This is a genomic window from Cryptobacterium curtum DSM 15641 (assembly GCF_000023845.1).
In the GTDB taxonomy this organism is placed as follows: Bacteria; Actinomycetota; Coriobacteriia; order Coriobacteriales; family Eggerthellaceae; genus Cryptobacterium; species Cryptobacterium curtum.
Map to the genome: position 1 here is coordinate 202,712 of NC_013170.1, position 19,669 is coordinate 222,380.

A 19,669-nucleotide genomic window follows, 5' to 3' on the forward strand; every position below is an offset into this window, starting at 1 on the left:
TTGGAGGAAAGGGGAGCGCCATGGGCGTAAAACTCGGTTTAATCGGAACAGGAACTGTCGGCGGCGGCTGTCTCGACATTATTAATACGCACAAGCAGGACTTCTTGCACCATTACGGCATCGACCTAGAAGTAGCCCGTGTGTGCTCACGCAATCCCGAACAGGCGATTTCTCACGGTTACGGAGACTGTTTTACGTCTGATTTTCACGACATCATTAACGATCCTGACATCGATATTGTTATTGAACTCATCGGTGGCACAACCACTGCAAAAGATATCGTGATGGGTGCCCTTGCTGCTGGCAAGCAGGTAGTTACTGCCAACAAAGCACTGATGGCAACGTCAGGTGAAGAAATTTTAGATCTGGCAGATAAGATGCACTGTGAAGTCGCATTCGAAGCCAGTGTTGGCGGTGGTATTCCCATTATTGTTCCGCTGAAGCATTCTCTGATTTCCAACGAAGTGTCGTCTATTCTTGGTATCGTCAATGGGACAACAAATTATATTCTTACGCTAATGGCAGAATCGGGGATAAATTACAGCGATGCCCTCGCTTTGGCACAGGAAAAGGGTTTTGCCGAAGCCGATCCGACAGCGGATGTTGATGGCCTTGATGCTGCTGCAAAGATTGCCATTCTTGCCTCTATTGCGTTTAATACTCGCATTACCATGGATCAGGTCTATCACGAAGGTATTCGTCTGATTCTTCCAACAGATTTAACTGCCGCTCAGGACATGGGGTATTGCGTAAAGCTGCTGGCTTTGGCTAATCGCACTGATGAAGGCATCGATGTACGTGTACATCCAACTATGGTACCGCTTGATCATCCGCTTGCAGCGGTAAATGGTGTTGATAACGCCATTTACGTGAAGGGCGATGCGGTGGGTGAAACCATGTTTTATGGCGAGGGTGCTGGCGCTGGTCCAGCGGCAAGCGCTGTTATGGGCGATGTGCTCGAAACCGCGCGTCGTCTACAGGCTGGCTGTCAACCATTTGTTGGTTGTACTTGCACTGATACACTTCCGCTTGTTCCAATGGAAAACTTGACAACACGTTACTATATTCGTTTTGAAGTGGAAGACCGGAGCGGCGTGTTAGCTGCCACGGCAAACGTGTTTTCCAATCATGACGTCAGCGTATATTCCGTTATTCAGCGCGGAAAAAACGAAGGTGGTACGGTCGATTTGGTGTATATCACGCATACGGCACGCGAAAGAGACATTCGTAAGGTGCTCTCCGACATTCGTTGCCTCGAAGGGGTACTTGTCGACGATTCTGAACCGACGGTCATCCGCGTGCAGAAGTAACGAGGGCATGTGTGCTGACATAAACGTTGAAAGTATTGACTAATTGCGTGCTTAGTAGGGATGCATGCACGCACAGTACGAATACGTGCGCGCTAGACTTATTCTGCATCCCGGTTTCCAATTACTTGGAACTTCGAAATATCTCATTTATACTGATGCTCGTAATTGTCATCACTAGTAAGGAAGTTCTGTATGAGTGACGAAATTAACAGCACGCCTGAGTCCGCGACTCCTGCGAGTAATCCGCAGCAGCCAAGCACGGCGCCTGCTACGCCGCTGACTCCCGATCAGACAGTCGCCGCACCAGCAACTCCACCTGCTCCAGGTGCTCCGCAGCAGTCAAATTCATCGAATGGTAAAGCTATCGGTGCGCTGGTCTGTGGTATTTTAGCCATTCTTGCTTCAGGTACGATTATCTTTGGCGTTATTCTCGGCATTGTTGCTATTATACTTGCCGCACAAGTAGCCAAAGATGGTACTCGCGATGGCAAGGTAACTGCTGGCAAGGTCTGCGGTATCATTGGTATCGTATTCAGCATTCTGTATGCAATCTTTGCTTTCGTTTTGGGCGTAAGCATTTTTAATGCTATCCAAAATGGCAGTATTAATCCTTCCGCATTTGATAATCCCAGCAGTAATAATGTTGTAAACGCTATCGGAAGTGCTACTGGCAACGATGAAGCGGCTGTTCGTTCTGCTGTCGATGATATTATGAACACACTTGTTGGTAAGGAAGCAGTTTCGGCAGCTGCTGACCAAGCAGATGCAGGCTTTTCTTCAGTAACAGGCTTTTCGCTTGATCAGATTGGTATCGACAAGCAGGAATATGCTAATTGGGCTTTGGGTGGCATTACCTATAGCATCGATAGTGTTTCGATAGATGGCGATACTGCCAAGGCTAATCTTACGTTGAATGTTCGTGATTTTGGACAGTTTAGCGACCTATTTAGCGATAAGTTAACCGAAGCACTTACTGGTTCAGAAATCACTTCCCAAGATCTGATGTATGCGCAAATGGGTTCTGCCATGAAGGAAGCCATGGATGAAACCGGTACTGTTCCTACAGCTGCGACACTGACACTTACACGCACTAATGGTACATGGACTGTTGATTATTCATCTGTCTCGTCGTTGAGTACAAGCATTTTAAGCACACTGAACTAGTTGTTGCTCTGAATCTTTCCAAGCAATAAAGCCCCTGCCAGTCATATGAACGGTGGGGGCTTTTGTTTATTGATTATGTGCACGGATTAGTTTGTAGGCGAGCGACTTTATATATTTGTTCACAGTTACACGTTCTTTTATATACGCTTTACTACTACAAATCTTTTACTTGTATCAGGTAGTAATTCGATGGAGAATGTTCGGCCCCACTCGGAGAGTATGTTGGTCGCGATTGCAATTTGCCTGCTCTTTTGGCAAGATAGATTCTGCCTAATGTAGTAATAACGTTGTAAGTGGTTTGATGATTCTTGAGCAAAGCGACATAATTTCGCAGGCAGGCAGGCAGGCAGGCAGGCAGGCAGGCAGCTACAGCTATCTAGTCAGAATCGAATAGTATATTCGTAAAGGCAGTTCGTATCGATTGTTCGATACGTGCTGCCTTTTTATGCTTCAGACTTGTTTCCATAACGGGAATAAGGGGGCAAGGATAGATACCAAGTGATATGACGTGCTTCAAGAAGCAGGTGGCAAGAAAGGTTAGGGAAATGCAGAGAAGTTTATTCCAGAGGACAGGAGCAATAGCGCTCTCACTGCTGATAGCAGTGGCGCTGCTTCCTATAAGCCCCCAGCAGGCTGCTGCGGTAGATCCTGAAAAGGGTATAGAGGTTGCAGTGGACTCCTCAAGCCTTGATGCTGCGGTTACAGCGGCAAAGGCAGATGGTGTCACGGTCACGCAAGACGCTGATGTCGATAAGGGCTCTGCTACCTCACAGGCAGAACTCGATGCCAAGAAGGCTGAGATCACCGAAGACTACAACAGTCAGATTGAAGCTCTCAAGGCAGCTGCTCAAGAAGCCCGTCAAAAGCTTGCTGAGTATGCAACCAAGAAAGCTGCCTATGATACTGCCTTAGCTCAGTACAACACCGACAAGGCACAGTATGACTCTGACCTTGCTCAGTACAACACCGATCTTGCTGCTTACAATGCGGCTATGGAAGAGCTTGAGCGCAAGAAGAACGAAGACGGGTATATGAAAGAGCCTGCCTCCCAATCACTGACTTTCCAGTCAGAACCAAATGCCACGATGAGTTTTCCTAACGGTGATCAGACGTACACGCAGAGTGAATGGAAAACGTATTTCGACAACAATATCAGCAGTCAGCTCGGCAGCAATCCAGCTTATGGTGCCAATGACTTCAACTATATAAACAGTGTTGCAAATGCTGATGAGACACGAGTTATCCTTCATAAGGATCAACCACTTAAAGTACAGTATACAAATCTACAGAACTCGTATTTCAACGGTAAGAAGATTTCTAAGGTTGAATATACGTACACACTTAAGAATACTGGGCTTCCAGGCGTGAATTCAATGCCTGCGCTGATAGAAAAGGACCCAACTGTTACGTTGTGGTATCTCAATTTTTATGGCGAAGCTGATATCAATATGAAGGTTAAATTCTACGATGAAGACGGTAATGTGATCGATCCAACGGGAGCATTACTCAACTTTTCTTCGTTAAATCATGGCATTGGTACGAGTTCAACTCCCAAGGTCGATGGCCAAGACACTGTCGAGAAGGTTCGGTCCTTTAATGGTGAGTTCATTGAGATTTCTGGCTCATCAATAACAAAGCAGCCTGACGGTGGGGCATATGCAAGTAACAATAATGAACAAAAATCGGCGGGCTCAAGGTTTAACACGAGCGAATGGGATTCTGATACGAATTCAAATGCATGGTATGGTGCCATTGTTGGGAAGGTAACTAATCCGGAGATCAATATTAATATAGGTGCGTCAAAGCGTGGTGTTGTGTGGTTTGCACTCAACTCGAAAATTAAGGCGATAGCAGCACCTCCTAAACCAGTTGAGCCGACACCGCCTACTCCCCCAACAGAGCCTGTTAAGCCTGTGATTACGGCAAGCTATCACTATGACGTGCTCTATGTGAAGCCTCAGGTGGAAAAGAAGGTACTTGACCAAGACAACAAGGATATCGATACCAACACGGTTAAGACGGGCTCTATCGTAAAGTTTGAGCTTACGACAACGCCCTTCCCAGCAGGTCACGAGACAATTGATTCAGTCATCTTCCGCGATACGCTTCCTGAAGGCTATGAGCTTGACCTTGAAGCAACAAAGAGCGCAAGCCCTGATTACGATGTGGAATACGACGAAACTTCTCGCAACCTTGTCTTCACTGGTAAAGATGCACTGATCACCCAAATCAATGCTGATAGGACAAAGGAAGCAGCGGTTCCTGCTCCTATGGTTGTGGGTAAGGTAACCAAAGAAGGTACTACTTACGAAAATCAGTTTGATCTTGATATCAACCACACCTATTCGGTGAAGTCCAATACGGTAAAGGTGAGCACGCCTGAAAAGCCGTCGGTTAGCCCGAAGACCGGTGACGATACGGTGCTGATACCGATTACCTTGATGGTGCTGTCAGCAGCTGCTCTTGGAGCACGACGTGTTATCACACGGAAGAACCAGAGCTTCTAAGGTTTATTCCGACTACTTGTGCTTGAATTAAGCTTTTCGTAGAGCACGCTAAACCCCCACTTCTTGCTTTGGCAGGATGTGGGGGTTTCTTTTGAGGTGCTTGTATGCGGGTGAAATGCGGCCGCCCAGAATGACTATTTGTTTCCTTAACGCAGGGGTTTTCAGGAGGTGGGCTTCTTTTGGAGGGCTCGTGTGCGGGTGGAGGAAAAATCGATAATGCACATCTCCGTGCGTTGACGCGTGCTGCAAAGGAGCGATACACTACACAAGTTCGCTTTCAAAAGCCCCGTGCCGCAGTGTGTGATTCGGACAGGCGGAAGGTCGTCCAGGACCGAAAGCCCGTGTTCGGCGTAGGAAACCGACTCTGTAATGACCCTGCACTTTTGAAAAACGACATCCCAACTTTTGCTTGGCAGCGGGCTTGCAGTTGCAGGTGCCAAAGCAGAGCAAAACGGGAAACCGTCAATGGAGGAAACATTGAAGACGTATTACGCCAAGCCCAACGAAGTTGAGCGTGAATGGGTCTTGATTGATGCGAAAGACCAAATCTTGGGTCATGTCGCCGTCAAGGCTGCCACGATTCTCAAGGGTAAGCACAAGCCACAGTACACCCCTCATGTGGACACGGGCGACTTTGTCGTTATCGTGAACGCTGACAAGGTTCAGCTGTCTGGCACAAAAGCTGCCAAGAAGGAATACTTCCGTCATTCGGGTTATCCGGGTGGTCTGAAAAGCGAAACATTCGCTGAGGCCATGCAAAAGCACCCCGAGCGCGTGATTGAGCATGCTGTTAAGGGCATGTTGCCAAAAAATACCCTTGGTCGTGCTATGGGCAAGAAGCTCAAGGTCTATGCAGGTCCCGATCATCCGCATGCTGCTCAGCAGCCCCGAGAAATCAAGATGGGAGAATAACCGATGGCAGGTGAAGCAATGTATTACGGCACCGGCCGTAGGAAGAACGCTATTGCTCGCGTACGCTTGGTGCCTGGCACCGGCAAAGTAACCGTTAATGGAAGGGATGCTGCTGAGTATTTCGGTCGTCATCAGCTGATCGATTATGCGACGGCTCCCTTTAAGGTAACTGATACGGAAGATCATTTTGACGTTATTGCTCGCTGCAATGGCGGTGGTATTTCAGGTCAGGCTGGCGCTCTGCGCCACGGCATTGCTCGTGCGCTGCTTTCAGCCGGCGAGTATCGCCCTGAATTAAAGAAGGCTGGCTACCTTACACGTGATAGCCGTATGGTTGAGCGTAAGAAGTACGGCCTGAAGAAGGCTCGCAAGCGTCCGCAGTTTAGCAAGCGCTAAGCATACATTCTTTTTAAGCAAGTAAAAGTCCCTGCTGGTTACATCAATCGGCAGGGACTTTACTTGCTTGGGGTTCTTAATCTGCTTTTGTTAACCTATCCGCAATTATTTTCTCTACTCTCTGCTTTTGCTGCTTTGATGCCGCATTGTCCTTTGCAACTATTTACGGTCTCTTCGAAGTTATTATTCCTGTCTGATATCGTATGAAGTCGCAGAGAGACTCTAAAGTTCACCAATGAATAAGACATACCGTTCCATTGTCATAGTCGAGGTAAAGGACAAGAAGCGTGCTTAAAAACAAGGAGATCAGAAGTAATACTATGATATAGGTGGATAGAGTGGTTTTATCGCTGGTTCAAGCAGGGGTGCTGGGAAAGGCAGGATGCTTTTTGCATCCTTTTTTCCTATACCAGTATTAGTTTAATAATAAACTAATTGGAAGATCGGTTTCATGGCAGAGAAGGAGAAGGCACGGAAGAGCGTTGCTCGCATTCGGAGTGCTCATTGCTGCACTATTAAACTTCGTTGTTCTTGCGTATAGACAAATGACATGCAAGGAGCAGGCATAAAGCGGCGTGGCGGAGATATTACGTCCGATGTTCATAAAGTCTAGGACGAAGGGGATTTATGCATAATAGTATGTCAATTCTCTACGTCTAGTTCCATACCAGCGTGCACGACGTATGTTTTGAATCGTACATTTGGCATGCACGCTGTCAGGTCGTTCTGAATTCGTTCAAGCGCTTCTAGACGATATTCAACGGATGTTTTGGCATTGCCCTGGATGATGAAGATAGCATTCTTCGTTTTATCGTCGAACTTGTAGTTCTCGCCGTCGCGAACATCCAGCCACGCCATGATTCCCTTCGCGTCCCGATAGACGTAGTCCGTCTCGGCCACGTGTTTCTCCGTGGAAAGGATCGGAAGGAAGACGCCTTCCTTCTTGTTGATGGTGAATTCGATATAATCGTCGACCTTGTCGAGGTCATGTCCGCCTATGGCCAGAAGCGAATGCAGCGATTCGACATTGTAGATGTCGATGACGCTGTTGATATGTGGAATGGAGCCGCGGTGTTGGATATTGCGGATGAGCGCGGGAACGGTGGGTGGGTTCTTCTTGATGCTTCGCTTTGCGCGTTGCAGCAGGTCCGTATAACCTCGAACGACTGGGAAATCGAGCACGTCGTCCATGGTGCAGCTCAACGCCCAATCCTCCATGTCCTTCTGCTTCTTTAGGAAAGAGTCGGGTAGGGACGCGCTTGGGTCTACGTTTTTCGCAATCCCGATTACGACGTTTTCGACTCCGAGTTGTGTAATGCTTTCGTCGACTAGTAGCTTCATGACAGCCTGCCTTATCAATATTTCTAATAGATACACCATATCAAACTATGCATTGATATGGTGAGAGATCTATCTGCACCAGTCATAGTCACAAAGGCATGGTATTGTCTCTCCAGCGGCTTCGGGGGATAGGAGATTACCTTGGCTGAAATTGGTGAAGACCGAATCAAGATGTCTGAAATCGAGCAGCTCTATGGAAGCGAAGTCTTTAACGACGGCGTGATGCGCGATAAGCTTCCTTCTTCCATTTATGAAGTTTTATTTCGCACCATCAAAGAAGGTGAGCCGCTTGATCTCGAGGTAGCAAATGTTGTTGCTCACGCCATGAAGGATTGGGCTATTTCACATGGTGCAACGCACTATACGCATTGGTTTCAGCCTCTGACGGGTATCACAAGCGAAAAGCACGACAGTTTTCTCGATCCAGTGGGTGATGGTAGCGCAATTACCAAGTTTTCTGGTAAAGAGCTTATTCAAGGCGAACCCGACGCATCGAGTTTCCCAAATGGGGGCCTGCGTGCTACGTTTGAGGCGCGCGGATACACAGCGTGGGATCCCACAAGCTATGCCTTTATTAAAGATGAAGTGCTCTGCATTCCAACAGCATTTTGTAGCTATACGGGTGAAGCACTTGATAAGAAAACCCCCTTGCTGCGCTCTATGAGCGTGCTTTCCCAACAGGCAAATCGGGTGCTTTCGCACTTTGGAGAAGATGGCCATCGGGTGATTACTACGGTTGGAGGCGAACAGGAATACTTCCTTATTTCTGAAGCAGATTATGAAAAGCGGCAAGACCTTATGTTTACTGGTCGTACCTTGTTTGGTGCGCCTCCGGTAAAAGGGCAAGAACTGGAAGAACATTACTTCGGTGCTATTCGTCCTACCGTGAACGAATTTATGAAAGAACTCGACGACGAACTGTGGCGGCTTGGCATTGCTGCGCGAACGAAGCATAACGAGGTTGCTCCCTGTCAGCATGAGTTAGCGCCGGTATTCACTAATTCAAACCGTGCTATTGATGAAAACCTGCTTACCATGGAAAAGATGAAGCTTCTTGCTTCTCATCATGGTCTGGCTTGTTTACAGCATGAAAAACCGTTTGAGGGTATTAACGGCAGCGGCAAGCACAACAACTGGTCAATGAGCTACGGCAGTACCAATCTGCTCGAGCCGGGTGATACCCCTATGGATAACCTGCGCTTCCTTATCTTTATGACCTGCGTGATTGCTTGTGTCGATGATTATCAAGAATTGCTGCGCATGTCGGTAGCGAGTGCTGGTAACGACCATCGTCTTGGCGCGCACGAGGCGCCACCCGCTATTGTGAGTATTTTCTTGGGTGACGAACTCACTGGTATTGTGGATGCACTTATTAACGATCATCCATATCAAAGTGCCGCATGTGTGTCGATGGATTTAGGTGTCGATGTACTGCCTAACTTCCTGAAGGACAATACTGATCGCAATCGTACGAGTGCTTTTGCGTTTACCGGAAATAAGTTTGAATTCCGCATGCCTGGTGCACAGGTAAACCTTTCCGACTGTAATATGATTTTAAACACGGCGATGGCTTATGCTTTAAAGCAGTTTGCCGATGCGGTAGAGGGGCTTTCTGGAGCTGCGTTCGAAGCGGCAGCGCTTGAGTACATTAAGCACTCGCTAACCGAACATCAACGCATTATCTTTAACGGCAATGGCTATGGCGACGACTGGCCGATTGAAGCTGCCCGCCGCGGTTTGGCTAACAATCGCAATACCGCCGAAGCACTGCCGTGCTTTGTCAGTCAAAAGTCCTTGGATCTTTTTTCTGAAATGGGCGTTCTCAATGAAGCTGAGGTACGCAGCCGCTATGAGGTCAAGCTCGAGAAATACGTTAAAACACTCAATATTGAATGCAACGTGATGCAGCGCATGACACGCCGTAACTATATTCCGGCTATTAATGCGTATGCAACAAAGATCGCTAAAGGCATTACGACGGTTAAAGATGCACTTGCTGGCGCTGACCTGAGCGATCAGGAAGAATTACTTGAGCGGTTGCTTGATGGTTTGCGCACGATTAATGTGGCGCACCGCAATCTGCTTCAAGCCCATCAAAAAGCTGAAGCAATAGTTGATAAGCAAGAACAGGCAAATTGCTATGCCGAAGAAGTTGTTCCTGCTATGGAAGCATTGCGTGTGGGCGTTGATGCTATGGAGGGCATTACCGATCATGGGTACTGGCCTGTGCCTACCTATAATGACATCTTGTTCTACGCATAACGTCTGTTGGTGTAAATAGGCTGTTGACTTGCATTGGAGTTTTGACTTCACGAGGTGAGAGAGTTTTGTTCAGAGCTCCTATCGGTTAATGTAAATCTGACCAGGCATGATAACCCCTATCGTCCATTGCAGTCGATAGGGGTTATCGCATGTTTGTGCTGCATATGAGATAAAAATCGACCATAGGGGTCGGTGTATCCGCTGCCCACTTACAGCATACTTCGGCCAATCAGGGCGCTGCCAGGAGGGGCTGGCGCCGCTTCTTCGAAAGAAGGTAAGGACATGCCAACCAGTTTCAGTTTGAGCCGTCGTAATTTCCTTGCAGGTGCAGGCATTGCTGCCGCAAGTGCTGCTGCATTGGGGCTTTCGGGCTGTGCACAGCCAAAAAGCGCTAGCAGTAAGGCACAGGATAGCGCCAAGGGTTCAAGTACTGCCAGTGGATCAACCGTCGGCTACGATGGCACGGGCACTATGCCGTGGCTTGGCGAAAAGCCATCTATCAGTGATTCCGATGTAGAAGAAACGCTCAATGCCGACGTGGTTGTTGTAGGCCTTGGTGCTGCTGGTGTTCCTGCTGCTCGCGCTGCAGCAGAAGCTGGCGCACATGTTGTGGCACTCGAAGCTTCGGCAAGCTTAAATAGCGTTGCTTCTGACATGGCTATTTTTGGTGGCCAGACGCAGGCAAAATGGGGTCGTGGCGACGGATTCCTTGATAAGAAGACCATCGTTAACATGCACATGAGCGAATGCAGCCATCATTGCAATCAGCGGATTATCGAAAAGTACTACACCGAGTCGGGCAAGGCACTCGATTGGTTTGTCGAGGCGAGCAAGGATCTGTACTTCTCGCCCGAAACCTATTCTGAGATTCCGGCTGAAAGCCAGTCGAATTACATGTATCCCTATTTTGTGCCGATGCTTCCGTCATACGACTACACTAAGGAAGACATGCCGTGCTATCCGACGTCAGTTGGCTTCAGCAGCTTGAAAACTGTTATGCAGGATAACCTGCAGGTAGCGGTCGATAAAGGGGCCGATGTACGCTACAACACCAAGGGTGTTGAGCTCATCACGGATGATTCTGGTGCGGTTACGGGCGTGTATGCTCAGGAATCGAAATCGAGCAAGTACATTAAAATCAACGCAAAGAGCGTCATCATTGCTACAGGCGACTACCTGATGAACGAAGACATGATGAAGTTCTATGCGCCGCAATGCATTGAAAATGGCATCAAGACTCTGTCGCTCGACATGGATTCAACGGGTGGTTACACCAATGTTGGTGATGGTCATAAGATGGGCGTTTGGGCCGGTGCTGCTATCGAGCAGTGGCATGCGCCGATGATCCATCACATGGGCGGCGGCGCTGGCGCCGATGGCCGTGGTGTTATTGGCAACAATGGCTATCTGTGGCTCAACCTTCGTGGTGAGCGCTTTATGAACGAAGATGTGGCCGGTCAGCAGCTGGAAAATCAGGTTGAACTGCAACCTCAGCGCAAGGCATATCAGTTCTTTGACGCATCATGGCCCGAGCAGCTGCAGTATTTCCCCGCAGCTCATGGTGTTGCTTGCTACTATCTGGAATCTGAGCTCCCCGATTACACGGCGTCTGGCTTGAAGATCAATTGCCGCACCGCTGCTGATATTGATCAGGCTGTTGCTGAAAACCGCTGCCTGAAGGCTGACACTATTGACGAGCTTCTCAGCAAAATTGATGGCATGGATGTCGACACTGCAAAGAAGTCGATTGAACGGTACAACGAGCTGGCAAAGGCTGGCAGTGACGAAGACTTCGGTAAGAGCAGCCAGCGCTTGTTTGCTCTGGAAAACGGACCATTTTATGCGGCTGAGTGTGGAACGGCCTTAACGCTGGGTAACCTGGGCGGTTTTGATTCCGATGAAGATTGCCACGTGTACAACACCAATCGCGAGCAGATCAAAGGCCTCTACACCTGTGGCGCTACGCAGGGCGGTCGTTTCAACGTCCAGTACCCAATTAGCCTGAAGGGTCTTTCCTGTGGTATGTGTATGGTATACGGCAAGATCGCTGGTGAAAACGCGGCAGCTGGCAAGTAGTTAACGAACTGGCTCTAGCTTGGCGTTTCATTTGAATCGCGAGCAGCTCGAGTAGAGAACAAACATCAATAAGCGTCAAGAAGCGCGTCCGTTTCCCGAAAGGGGAGGCGGGCGCGCTTTTGCATCGTTATAATGTCTTCGCGCTGGTAAGCTGGAGGGGAGAGGCGCTATGGATGAAACACAGCAAAACGGTGCTTCTAGTAGTCGTCGACGACTGACGCCAATTCCACTCCGAGCAACACAGGTACTGGGGCTTTGTTTCTACTGGGCGTGGGTATACCTTTCATTTAACTCGACTTCGTCGATTAACCTCAACCTAGCTATCGATACAAAACTTTTGTGGGTGCATGTAGCCTCAAGTTCTGTTGGTGTACTGATATACCTACTAGCAACTGTTTTTTCTCGGGCGGCATTACGACTGTTTTTCGATCGCCGAATACTTTTGGTAGCGGGTATTGTCATGGCGGTGGGTACCGCCTGCTATGCTCTGCCGCTATCACTGCCGTTTCCTCTAGTGATACTCGGTGCGCTGCTGACGGGGATATCGTCTCCTGTTGTGCTGGTGAATTGGGGAGCACTCTTCAGTGGATTTTCGGCGCGTGCCATTGTGCTTTCCACTGCAGGTGCCTTCTTTGTGGCGAATGGGGTGTACTTTGCATCGCTGTTCTTGTCGCCGTGGGGTATCTGTCTGCTTGAAATTGTACTCCCGCTCTGTGCCACCTTACTTATTCCCGATCGTGAATTAATGGATCGCTATCTGGGTGATCGTTCCCACTCCATCGAACAGAGGGGTGGACAAGCTTTTCCTGCACCTTCGTCTACATCTATGCATGGTGCAAATGGCGGGGCTCGTGCAGATGGTGTTGTTGGTATAAGTGGTGTAGATGGCGCTGGTGTAGACAGTGCGAATGGTGGTGCGGCTGATGCAGGCCATGCGACTGGTATGGGTGGCCGTGCTAATTGGTCAGGCACAAAGCGCATGCTTGTTTTGCCTCGGGCACTTCCCTGGCGGGTGGCGCTGGGGTTGTTCGTCATCATGCTGGTATATGGCGGCGTGCGGGTATATGTAGGTGTGGCTGATGCGCAGCCGGGTGAGGGGCTCTTCTTAACGGCTCTGTTGACCGGTGTCTCCATTGTTTGCTTTTGCATTTGGGGCGCCTTCTTTCAAGGGGAAAATGCCAGCTTAGGTACGATTTACAAAATCATGCTACCTTTGCTTACCTGCGCTCTTTTGATGTTGGCGTTATTTGGGCAGGAATATGCGACGCTGACAGCGGCACTCGTGACTACGTGCAATATCGTTATTGAACTTCTATCATGGATTCTGCTGGCCGACATGGCGCGCACCACACGTATGCCAGCTATCGTTGTATTTGCGGTGGGTCGTGGAGCGGTACAAGCTGGTATGATGATTGGGCAGATCATCGGCTGGTTCATGATAGATAGCATCATTCCATTTGCTATCGTAAGCGTGTTTGCTCTTATGCTGGTTATGGGATTCATGTTTGATGCTCAGGATACGCTGCTGGTGTTTGAGGCGCCAACAGCTGCCGAGCGTGATGAAGTGGAGCAGCGCACCGGTCAACCGCTTGATTCACGCTTGCAGAAAGTTGCACAGACGTGTGGTCTTACGGCGCGTGAGACCGAGATTTTTATGCTGTGGGCCACAGGGCATGGATCAAAGTACATTCAGGACTCGCTTGTTATTAGTGCGAGTACCGTGAAAACCCACGTGCGACATATTTATGACAAGTGTGGTGTGCACAATCGCGCCGAGATTATTGACCTGTTGGAAAACGGAAACGCATAGCTAGTTTGGTTTCATTAAAGCAGCATGTGATGTGCGAACCGCTTTACCATGTTAGAGTACAATAGACAGGCAAAATACATGCTCCACGGGGCATAGGTTGTTCTTTTACGTATCGGAAAGGCCTCTTCATCATGGGGATTGATTCTTCGGGCTATATTTGGCTCGATGGCCAGATTGTGCCACATGTCCAGGCTCTTATCCCGCTTGATTCACCGGCGGTATTGAGCGGGGCAGTTATTGTTGAGAGTATTGCATGTTCAACGAATATACCGCATGAAACCGCGTTGTCTACCGTGGTAGGCGTGGATACATCATCTACTGTCGAGCAACCTGCGAGGGGAAATTCTGTTACGCAGCAATCTGGTGCACGAGAATCTGCTACGCAACAACCCGGTGAACGACGATTTCTCTTCCGCGTACGCGATCATTTCGAACGATTTGAACGCAGCTGCCGCATCGCGGGGATCGCCTTGCCATTTGACATCGATAGATTGTGTGTCGCTGCCGCTGAGGTGGTACGGATGTGCAGCGATATGCCAGCCTGCGTGCAAGCAGTTGCTTATTGCGGAATACCCGAAACACACGCGACCAAAGAATCGCTCGGCGTACCGAACAGTACTGTTCACGTGGCTCTTTTGCCCATGAAGCAGTCTGTACGTTATAGCGCCAGCGATGGTGTGGTAGACAACACAGCAATTGCCGGACAAACTCATTCAGGTGGTAACAAAACAAGCAGTTCAGATGATACTTTCGTTTTGAATGTGCCTGAGTCAAGTGGGGTTCATGCCGAAATATCGTCATGGCGCCAGCTTTCACCCAACGCTCTACCGGTTGCTCTACAATCGATCGCTGCACGTTTTCATGCAGAACTTGTTCTCGACCAGGTACGCCGGAGTGGATTCAACGAAGCAATTCTTCTTGACGAAGCAGGACGCGTGAGTTCGGTAGCGCGGGGAAACCTATTTATTGTGCGCGATCATTATCTTTCAACGCCACCTGCATCAGATGGAGCACCCGAAGGTATTACGCGTGATACTGTACTCTGTCTTGCGGAAGACCTTCACCATGAATTTGATCTACATATTCTTGAAGAAAGCATGACACGGGCCGACCTCTATGCGGCTGATCAGGCGTTTGCTTGTAGTACCACAAGAGGCATTCGCCCAATTGTGTCTATCGACCATCGTTCACTTCGTGGTGGGCCGTCTACGAGAGGTATCGTCGAAGCCTTGCAAGAGCGCTATCGTGCCTGCTTGGCTGGGGAAATAGAAGAATATCGCGATTGGCTGTACGAGGTTTAGATAGTGCGGATTAAGTTCCGTGCGACTAAGTTAATTGGTGAAATAATGCATCCATCTGCTGTCTGACGAGTTGATGATGCTGTATGAATGGAGAAGACGTATGAGCGATTTGAGAACGCCCAGTGTTGAAGTACTCCTTGATGTACTGGTCGGGGTGGCGGATAAAGATACCGCTTTTGCTTTGATCGAGGACCTTTTTACCATTCGCGAGATTCGAGAAACCTCTCAACGCCTTGCTGTGGCGCGTATGCTTGACGAAGGAAAACCATATGTCGCCATCGAGGAAGCAACGGGCGCTTCTGCCACGACAATCGCGCGCGTGTCTAAGGCGCTTAACTATGGGTCAGGGGGGTATCGTCATGCCCTTGATATTCTTCAGGCACAGTCTGGAGGGCAGTAATAGTGAATAGGGGTACTTCAGATAAGCAATCGTCTGATCAGTCTACTGTATCAGTGAATGCGCCCTCTTCTGCTGGGCTTTCGGCGGGACAGATGGATTTGGTAAATCAGGAAGCTTCGGCTGCTCAGGAAACTCCAACTAGCTGGTCAGCTTCAGCAAACCGGATAGCTTCTCTGCCAACACCGCAGTTGTTGCGAGTTGACCAAGTATCCGATGGATGGATTAAAAAGTATTTGCTGACCTATCGTCTTCCTGACGGCAAAGAATTCACGTATGAATCGATTTCGCGCAAGGGTCTCGAAGCCTATCGAGCCGAATTAGAATCGTTCGCTCATAACGCCCTTCATCCATCACGCCGACTGGTTGCCGATGCTGTGTGTATTGTGCCGCGCACTGCAGATGATCGGCTCGTGCTGATTCGCGAATTTCGCTACCCGGTAAATAGCTGGTGTATTGCGTTTCCAGCTGGCCTTATTGATCCTGGTGAAACGGTCGAGCAAGCCGTTGAGCGCGAACTCCGTGAAGAAACAGGCTATGCCCTGCGTCGCGATGTGCACGGGCAGGCGCATGTGCGCACCTTGTCTCAGCCAGGGTTTTCGTCGGTTGGGATGAGCGAGGAAAGCGTGCAAGTGGTGTATGTGCACGTCGAAAACGAACCGACATTAGGTCAGATGACGGAAAGCGTGGAATATATTCAGGTATTTACTGTGCCCGTGCGTGATGTGCCGCGCTTCCTTAATGAAAATGCCTTACCTATTGGGACGCGTGCGCAGCTGATTCTTGAAGCTTTTTCTAACAACGTAAAGCGCTATGGTGTGGCGCACTAATCGCTATGAGCGCTTCTCTCTCGAACTCTCAAGAACCAGCAACGTAAAATGCTCGTGCGCTGCGCATTAAATTGCACGGTGCACTCAATAGGACGCTCTGTTTTCAGATAGGTCAGCTCAGTTTGTAAACAGGCCGGTAGAGATTCCCTATCGATAGTGCCTCGTTCGTACGAGCTGCGCGATAATGCAGACAAGACACAATGCAGCCGAATAGATACTCGGGTAGGTCTTTGTGCACGCTTTGCGTACGTATGTGCCTGCGCCAGTACAATTAGGCAGAAGGGAATTCTGATGGGCAAGAAAAACGCTTGGAAATCGTACGATGCAGCCGATGAAGCGCAGCTCAACCAGCTTAATAACGATTACATCGACTTTATCAGTACGTGTAAGACCGAACGCGAATGCGCCAACCGTGCCATTGAGATGGCACGTGAAGCCGGCTATATCAGTCTTGAAGAAGCACGTATACAGAAGCGTCCGCTTGCACCGGGCGCCAAGGTGTACGCAAGCGTATACGGCAAAACAGTGATGCTTGTGCATTTAGGTAAGCGCCCGCTGGAAGAAGGGTTCAATATCCTTGGTGCGCATATCGATTCGCCCCGCCTTGATATCAAGCAGAATCCCCTGTATGAGGCTCAGGGATTTGCCCTGCTTGATACCCATTATTACGGTGGCATCAAGAAGTACCAGTGGGTTACGCTGCCTTTAGCTATCCATGGGGTAGTCGTTAAGCCGAACGGTGAATCTATCACGGTAAATGTAGGTGAAGATGCGACCGACCCGGTCTTTTGCGTTACCGATCTTCTCATTCATCTTGGCGCCGATCAGTTAGAGAAGAAGGGCGGCAAAGTGGTCGAGGGAGAAGACCTCGATTTATTGGTAGGCAGTCGTCCGTTTGTGCTTGATAAACAAGACATCAAAGATGCTGCTGAAGGGTCGCTCGAAGAAATGGCAGCGACCAGCCCGGTGAAAGCGGCTCTGCTTTCTCTCTTTCAGGATAAGTACGGCTTTACCGAAGAAGATTTTCTGTCGGCTGAATTGGAAGTGGTGCCAGCAGGGCGTGCACGCAGCTGTGGCTTTGATGCAAGTATGGTACTGGGCTACGGGCAGGACGATCGCGTATGTGCCTACACGAGTCTGATTGCTCAGCTTGAAGCCGAAGATATACAGCGCACCGCTATCTGTTTGCTCGTGGATAAAGAAGAGATTGGCAGTGTGGGTGCAACGGGTATGACCAGTCTGTTCTTCGAAAACACTGTTGCCGAAATCATGGAGTTGGCTGGGCAGGGCGGCGACTTGGCGCGTCGCCGTGCGCTGGCTGCTTCCGATATGCTCTCCAGCGACGTGAGTGCAGGGCTCGACCCGTTATACGCCAGTGCCTTTGAAGAAAAGAATGCCGCTCATTTGGGTTGTGGCCTCGTATTCAACAAGTTCACCGGTGCCCGCGGGAAAAGCGGCAGCAACGATGCAAATGCCGAATACATGGCAAAAATTCGTGCCATTATGGATGGTGGTGCTGTGCGCTTCCAAACAGCTGAGCTGGGAAAAGTTGATCAAGGCGGCGGCGGGACAATCGCCTATATCCTGGCAAAATATGGCATGAACGTTATTGACTGTGGCGTGGCGGTTCTTTCAATGCATGCTCCGTGGGAAGTGGCGAGTAAGGCCGATATTTACGAAGCAAAGAAAGGCTATATAGCATTTTTGCAACAAGCCTAATGAGCATAAAAATTTGTCAGAAATGAAATAGGGAGGTCATGTCCTTATCAAAGCGGTCTCCGAATGTTTATAATATTCGAAATCGCCCCATCATCAATTTATTTGCGAAAGGGATATCCATGGCTTACATCTTTGAAGAACCGTCTCGCACCTTCAACGAATACTTGCTGGTACCCGGTTATTCATCGTCTGAAAATCGTCCTGAAAATGTGAGTCTTAAAACCCCGCTAACAAAGTTTAAAAAGGGCGAAGAGCCAGCGATCAGCCTGAATATTCCCATGATTTCAGCCATTATGCAGGCTGTTTCCGACGATGGCATGGCGGTGGCGTTAGCAACCGAAGGCGGTATGAGCTTTATATACGGCAGTCAGACGATTGCCGATGAAGCAGCCATGGTTGCGCGCGTAAAAGCCTACAAGGCCGGCTTTGTGGTGAGCGATTCTAATCTCACACCGCAGATGACCCTTGGTGAAGTGGTGGCACTGGCAGAAAAGACTGGTCATTCAACCATGCCGGTCACTGACGATGGCACCGCCCATGGCAAGCTGGTTGGCATTGTTACCGAGCGTGATTATCGTTTGTCTCGCATGTCTTTGGACGAAAAGGTGGCTGACTTTATGACGCCACGTGCCGAATTGATTACGGCACCGGCTGATACCACCTTAAAGCAAGCTAACGACATCATCTGGGACAACAAGCTCAACTCGCTGCCTTTAATTGATACTGACGACAAGCTTGCTTACATGGTATTCCGCAAGGATTACGATTCGCATAAATCCAATCCCAACGAAATGCTCGACGAGCATAAGCGTTACATGGTGGGCGCGGGCATCAATACGCGCGACTTTGCCGAGCGCGTACCAGCTTTGGTTGATGCCGGGGTCGATTGCCTGTGCATTGATAGTTCTGAGGGGTATAGCGAATGGCAGGCGCTGACTCTCAAGTGGATTCGCGATCATTACGGCGACAGCGTCAAGGTTGGCGCTGGTAACGTGGTTGATGCTGAAGGGTTCCGCTTTTTAGCTGACGCAGGTGCCGATTTTATCAAGATTGGTATCGGCGGTGGTTCTATCTGCATCACGCGCGAACAAAAGGGTATCGGTCGCGGTCAAGCCACTGCAACCATTGAAGTGGCGCGTGCACGCGACGAGTATTTTAAAGAGACCGGGGTTTACATCCCGCTGTGCTCCGATGGTGGCATTGTATATGACCACCACATTACGCTTGCTTTGGCCATGGGTTCCGATTTCGTTATGTTGGGCCGGTATTTTGCTCGCTTCGATGAATCGCCTTCCAACAAAGTGATGGTTAACGGCAGCTATATGAAAGAGTACTGGGGCGAAGGCTCAGCGCGCGCTCGTAATTGGCAGCGTTACGATTTGGGTGGCGACAAGCAGAAAATGTCCTTTGAAGAGGGCGTCGATAGCTACGTACCCTACGCTGGTAGCCTGAAAGACAATGTGGGACTTACGCTTTCCAAGGTGAAGTCGACCATGTGTAACTGCGGTGCACTGACTATTGCCGAGTTGCAAGATAAAGCCAAGCTGACGGTGGTGTCGTCCACCAGCATTGTTGAGGGCGGCGCGCACGATGTGCTCCAGAAGGATAAGACTCCGTACGTAAGTAATGCCAACTAAGAGTGTG

14 protein-coding genes are annotated in these 19,669 nt (G+C 49.4%); 13 read left to right on the forward strand and 1 reads right to left on the reverse strand.

Going from position 1 to position 19,669, the window contains the following annotated elements:
* Positions 1-20: 20 nt before the first annotated feature.
* The 5 genes from CCUR_RS00815 (at position 21) to rpsI (ending at position 6,289) form a co-directional block, all read left to right on the forward strand.
* Positions 21-1,310, forward strand: coding sequence for a homoserine dehydrogenase (locus CCUR_RS00815; RefSeq protein ID WP_012802588.1), 1,290 nt, complete (start codon positions 21-23; stop codon positions 1,308-1,310).
* A gap of 192 nt (positions 1,311-1,502) precedes the next feature.
* Positions 1,503-2,474, forward strand: coding sequence for a DUF4190 domain-containing protein (locus CCUR_RS00820; protein ID WP_012802589.1), 972 nt, complete (start codon positions 1,503-1,505; stop codon positions 2,472-2,474).
* A 545-nt stretch (positions 2,475-3,019) separates the two neighbouring features.
* A complete protein-coding gene (locus CCUR_RS00825; protein WP_012802590.1) occupies positions 3,020-4,981 on the forward strand; it encodes a GbpC/Spa domain-containing protein in 1,962 nt (653 codons plus the stop codon).
* A gap of 465 nt (positions 4,982-5,446) precedes the next feature.
* Positions 5,447-5,893, forward strand: coding sequence for a 50S ribosomal protein L13 (gene rplM / locus CCUR_RS00830; protein ID WP_012802591.1), 447 nt, complete (start codon positions 5,447-5,449; stop codon positions 5,891-5,893).
* 3 nt (positions 5,894-5,896) lie between these two features.
* Positions 5,897-6,289, forward strand: a complete 393-nt coding sequence (gene rpsI, locus CCUR_RS00835; protein WP_012802592.1) for a 30S ribosomal protein S9 — start codon at positions 5,897-5,899, stop codon at positions 6,287-6,289.
* 642 nt (positions 6,290-6,931) lie between these two features.
* On the opposite strand, the gene CCUR_RS00840 is transcribed toward rpsI, so the two are convergent.
* Complete coding sequence (locus CCUR_RS00840) at positions 6,932-7,507, reverse strand: B3/B4 domain-containing protein (protein ID WP_245526099.1); 576 nt, start codon at positions 7,505-7,507, stop codon at positions 6,932-6,934.
* 294 nt (positions 7,508-7,801) lie between these two features.
* Between CCUR_RS00840 and CCUR_RS00845 the strand changes: the two genes are divergently transcribed.
* From CCUR_RS00845 to CCUR_RS00885, 8 genes are all read left to right on the forward strand, one after another.
* Positions 7,802-9,892, forward strand: a complete 2,091-nt coding sequence (locus CCUR_RS00845; protein ID WP_041225389.1) for a glutamine synthetase III family protein — start codon at positions 7,802-7,804, stop codon at positions 9,890-9,892.
* A gap of 282 nt (positions 9,893-10,174) precedes the next feature.
* Positions 10,175-11,968, forward strand: coding sequence for an FAD-binding protein (locus tag CCUR_RS00850; RefSeq protein ID WP_012802595.1), 1,794 nt, complete (start codon positions 10,175-10,177; stop codon positions 11,966-11,968).
* 169 nt (positions 11,969-12,137) lie between these two features.
* A complete protein-coding gene (locus tag CCUR_RS07125) occupies positions 12,138-13,778 on the forward strand; it encodes a helix-turn-helix transcriptional regulator (protein ID WP_012802596.1) in 1,641 nt (546 codons plus the stop codon).
* A gap of 131 nt (positions 13,779-13,909) precedes the next feature.
* Positions 13,910-15,079 (forward strand): aminotransferase class IV, encoded by a 1,170-nt coding sequence (locus tag CCUR_RS07130; RefSeq protein ID WP_012802597.1) that lies wholly within the window; start codon positions 13,910-13,912, stop codon positions 15,077-15,079.
* A 100-nt stretch (positions 15,080-15,179) separates the two neighbouring features.
* Positions 15,180-15,479: a YerC/YecD family TrpR-related protein gene (locus tag CCUR_RS00870; protein WP_012802598.1), complete on the forward strand. Its 300-nt coding sequence runs from the start codon at positions 15,180-15,182 to the stop codon at positions 15,477-15,479.
* A 2-nt stretch (positions 15,480-15,481) separates the two neighbouring features.
* Complete coding sequence (locus CCUR_RS00875) at positions 15,482-16,306, forward strand: NUDIX hydrolase (protein WP_012802599.1); 825 nt, start codon at positions 15,482-15,484, stop codon at positions 16,304-16,306.
* 291 nt (positions 16,307-16,597) lie between these two features.
* Positions 16,598-18,025: an aminopeptidase gene (locus CCUR_RS00880; RefSeq protein ID WP_012802600.1), complete on the forward strand. Its 1,428-nt coding sequence runs from the start codon at positions 16,598-16,600 to the stop codon at positions 18,023-18,025.
* Positions 18,026-18,144: 119 nt separating this feature from the next.
* Complete coding sequence (locus CCUR_RS00885) at positions 18,145-19,662, forward strand: IMP dehydrogenase (protein WP_012802601.1); 1,518 nt, start codon at positions 18,145-18,147, stop codon at positions 19,660-19,662.
* Positions 19,663-19,669: the final 7 nt, after the last annotated feature.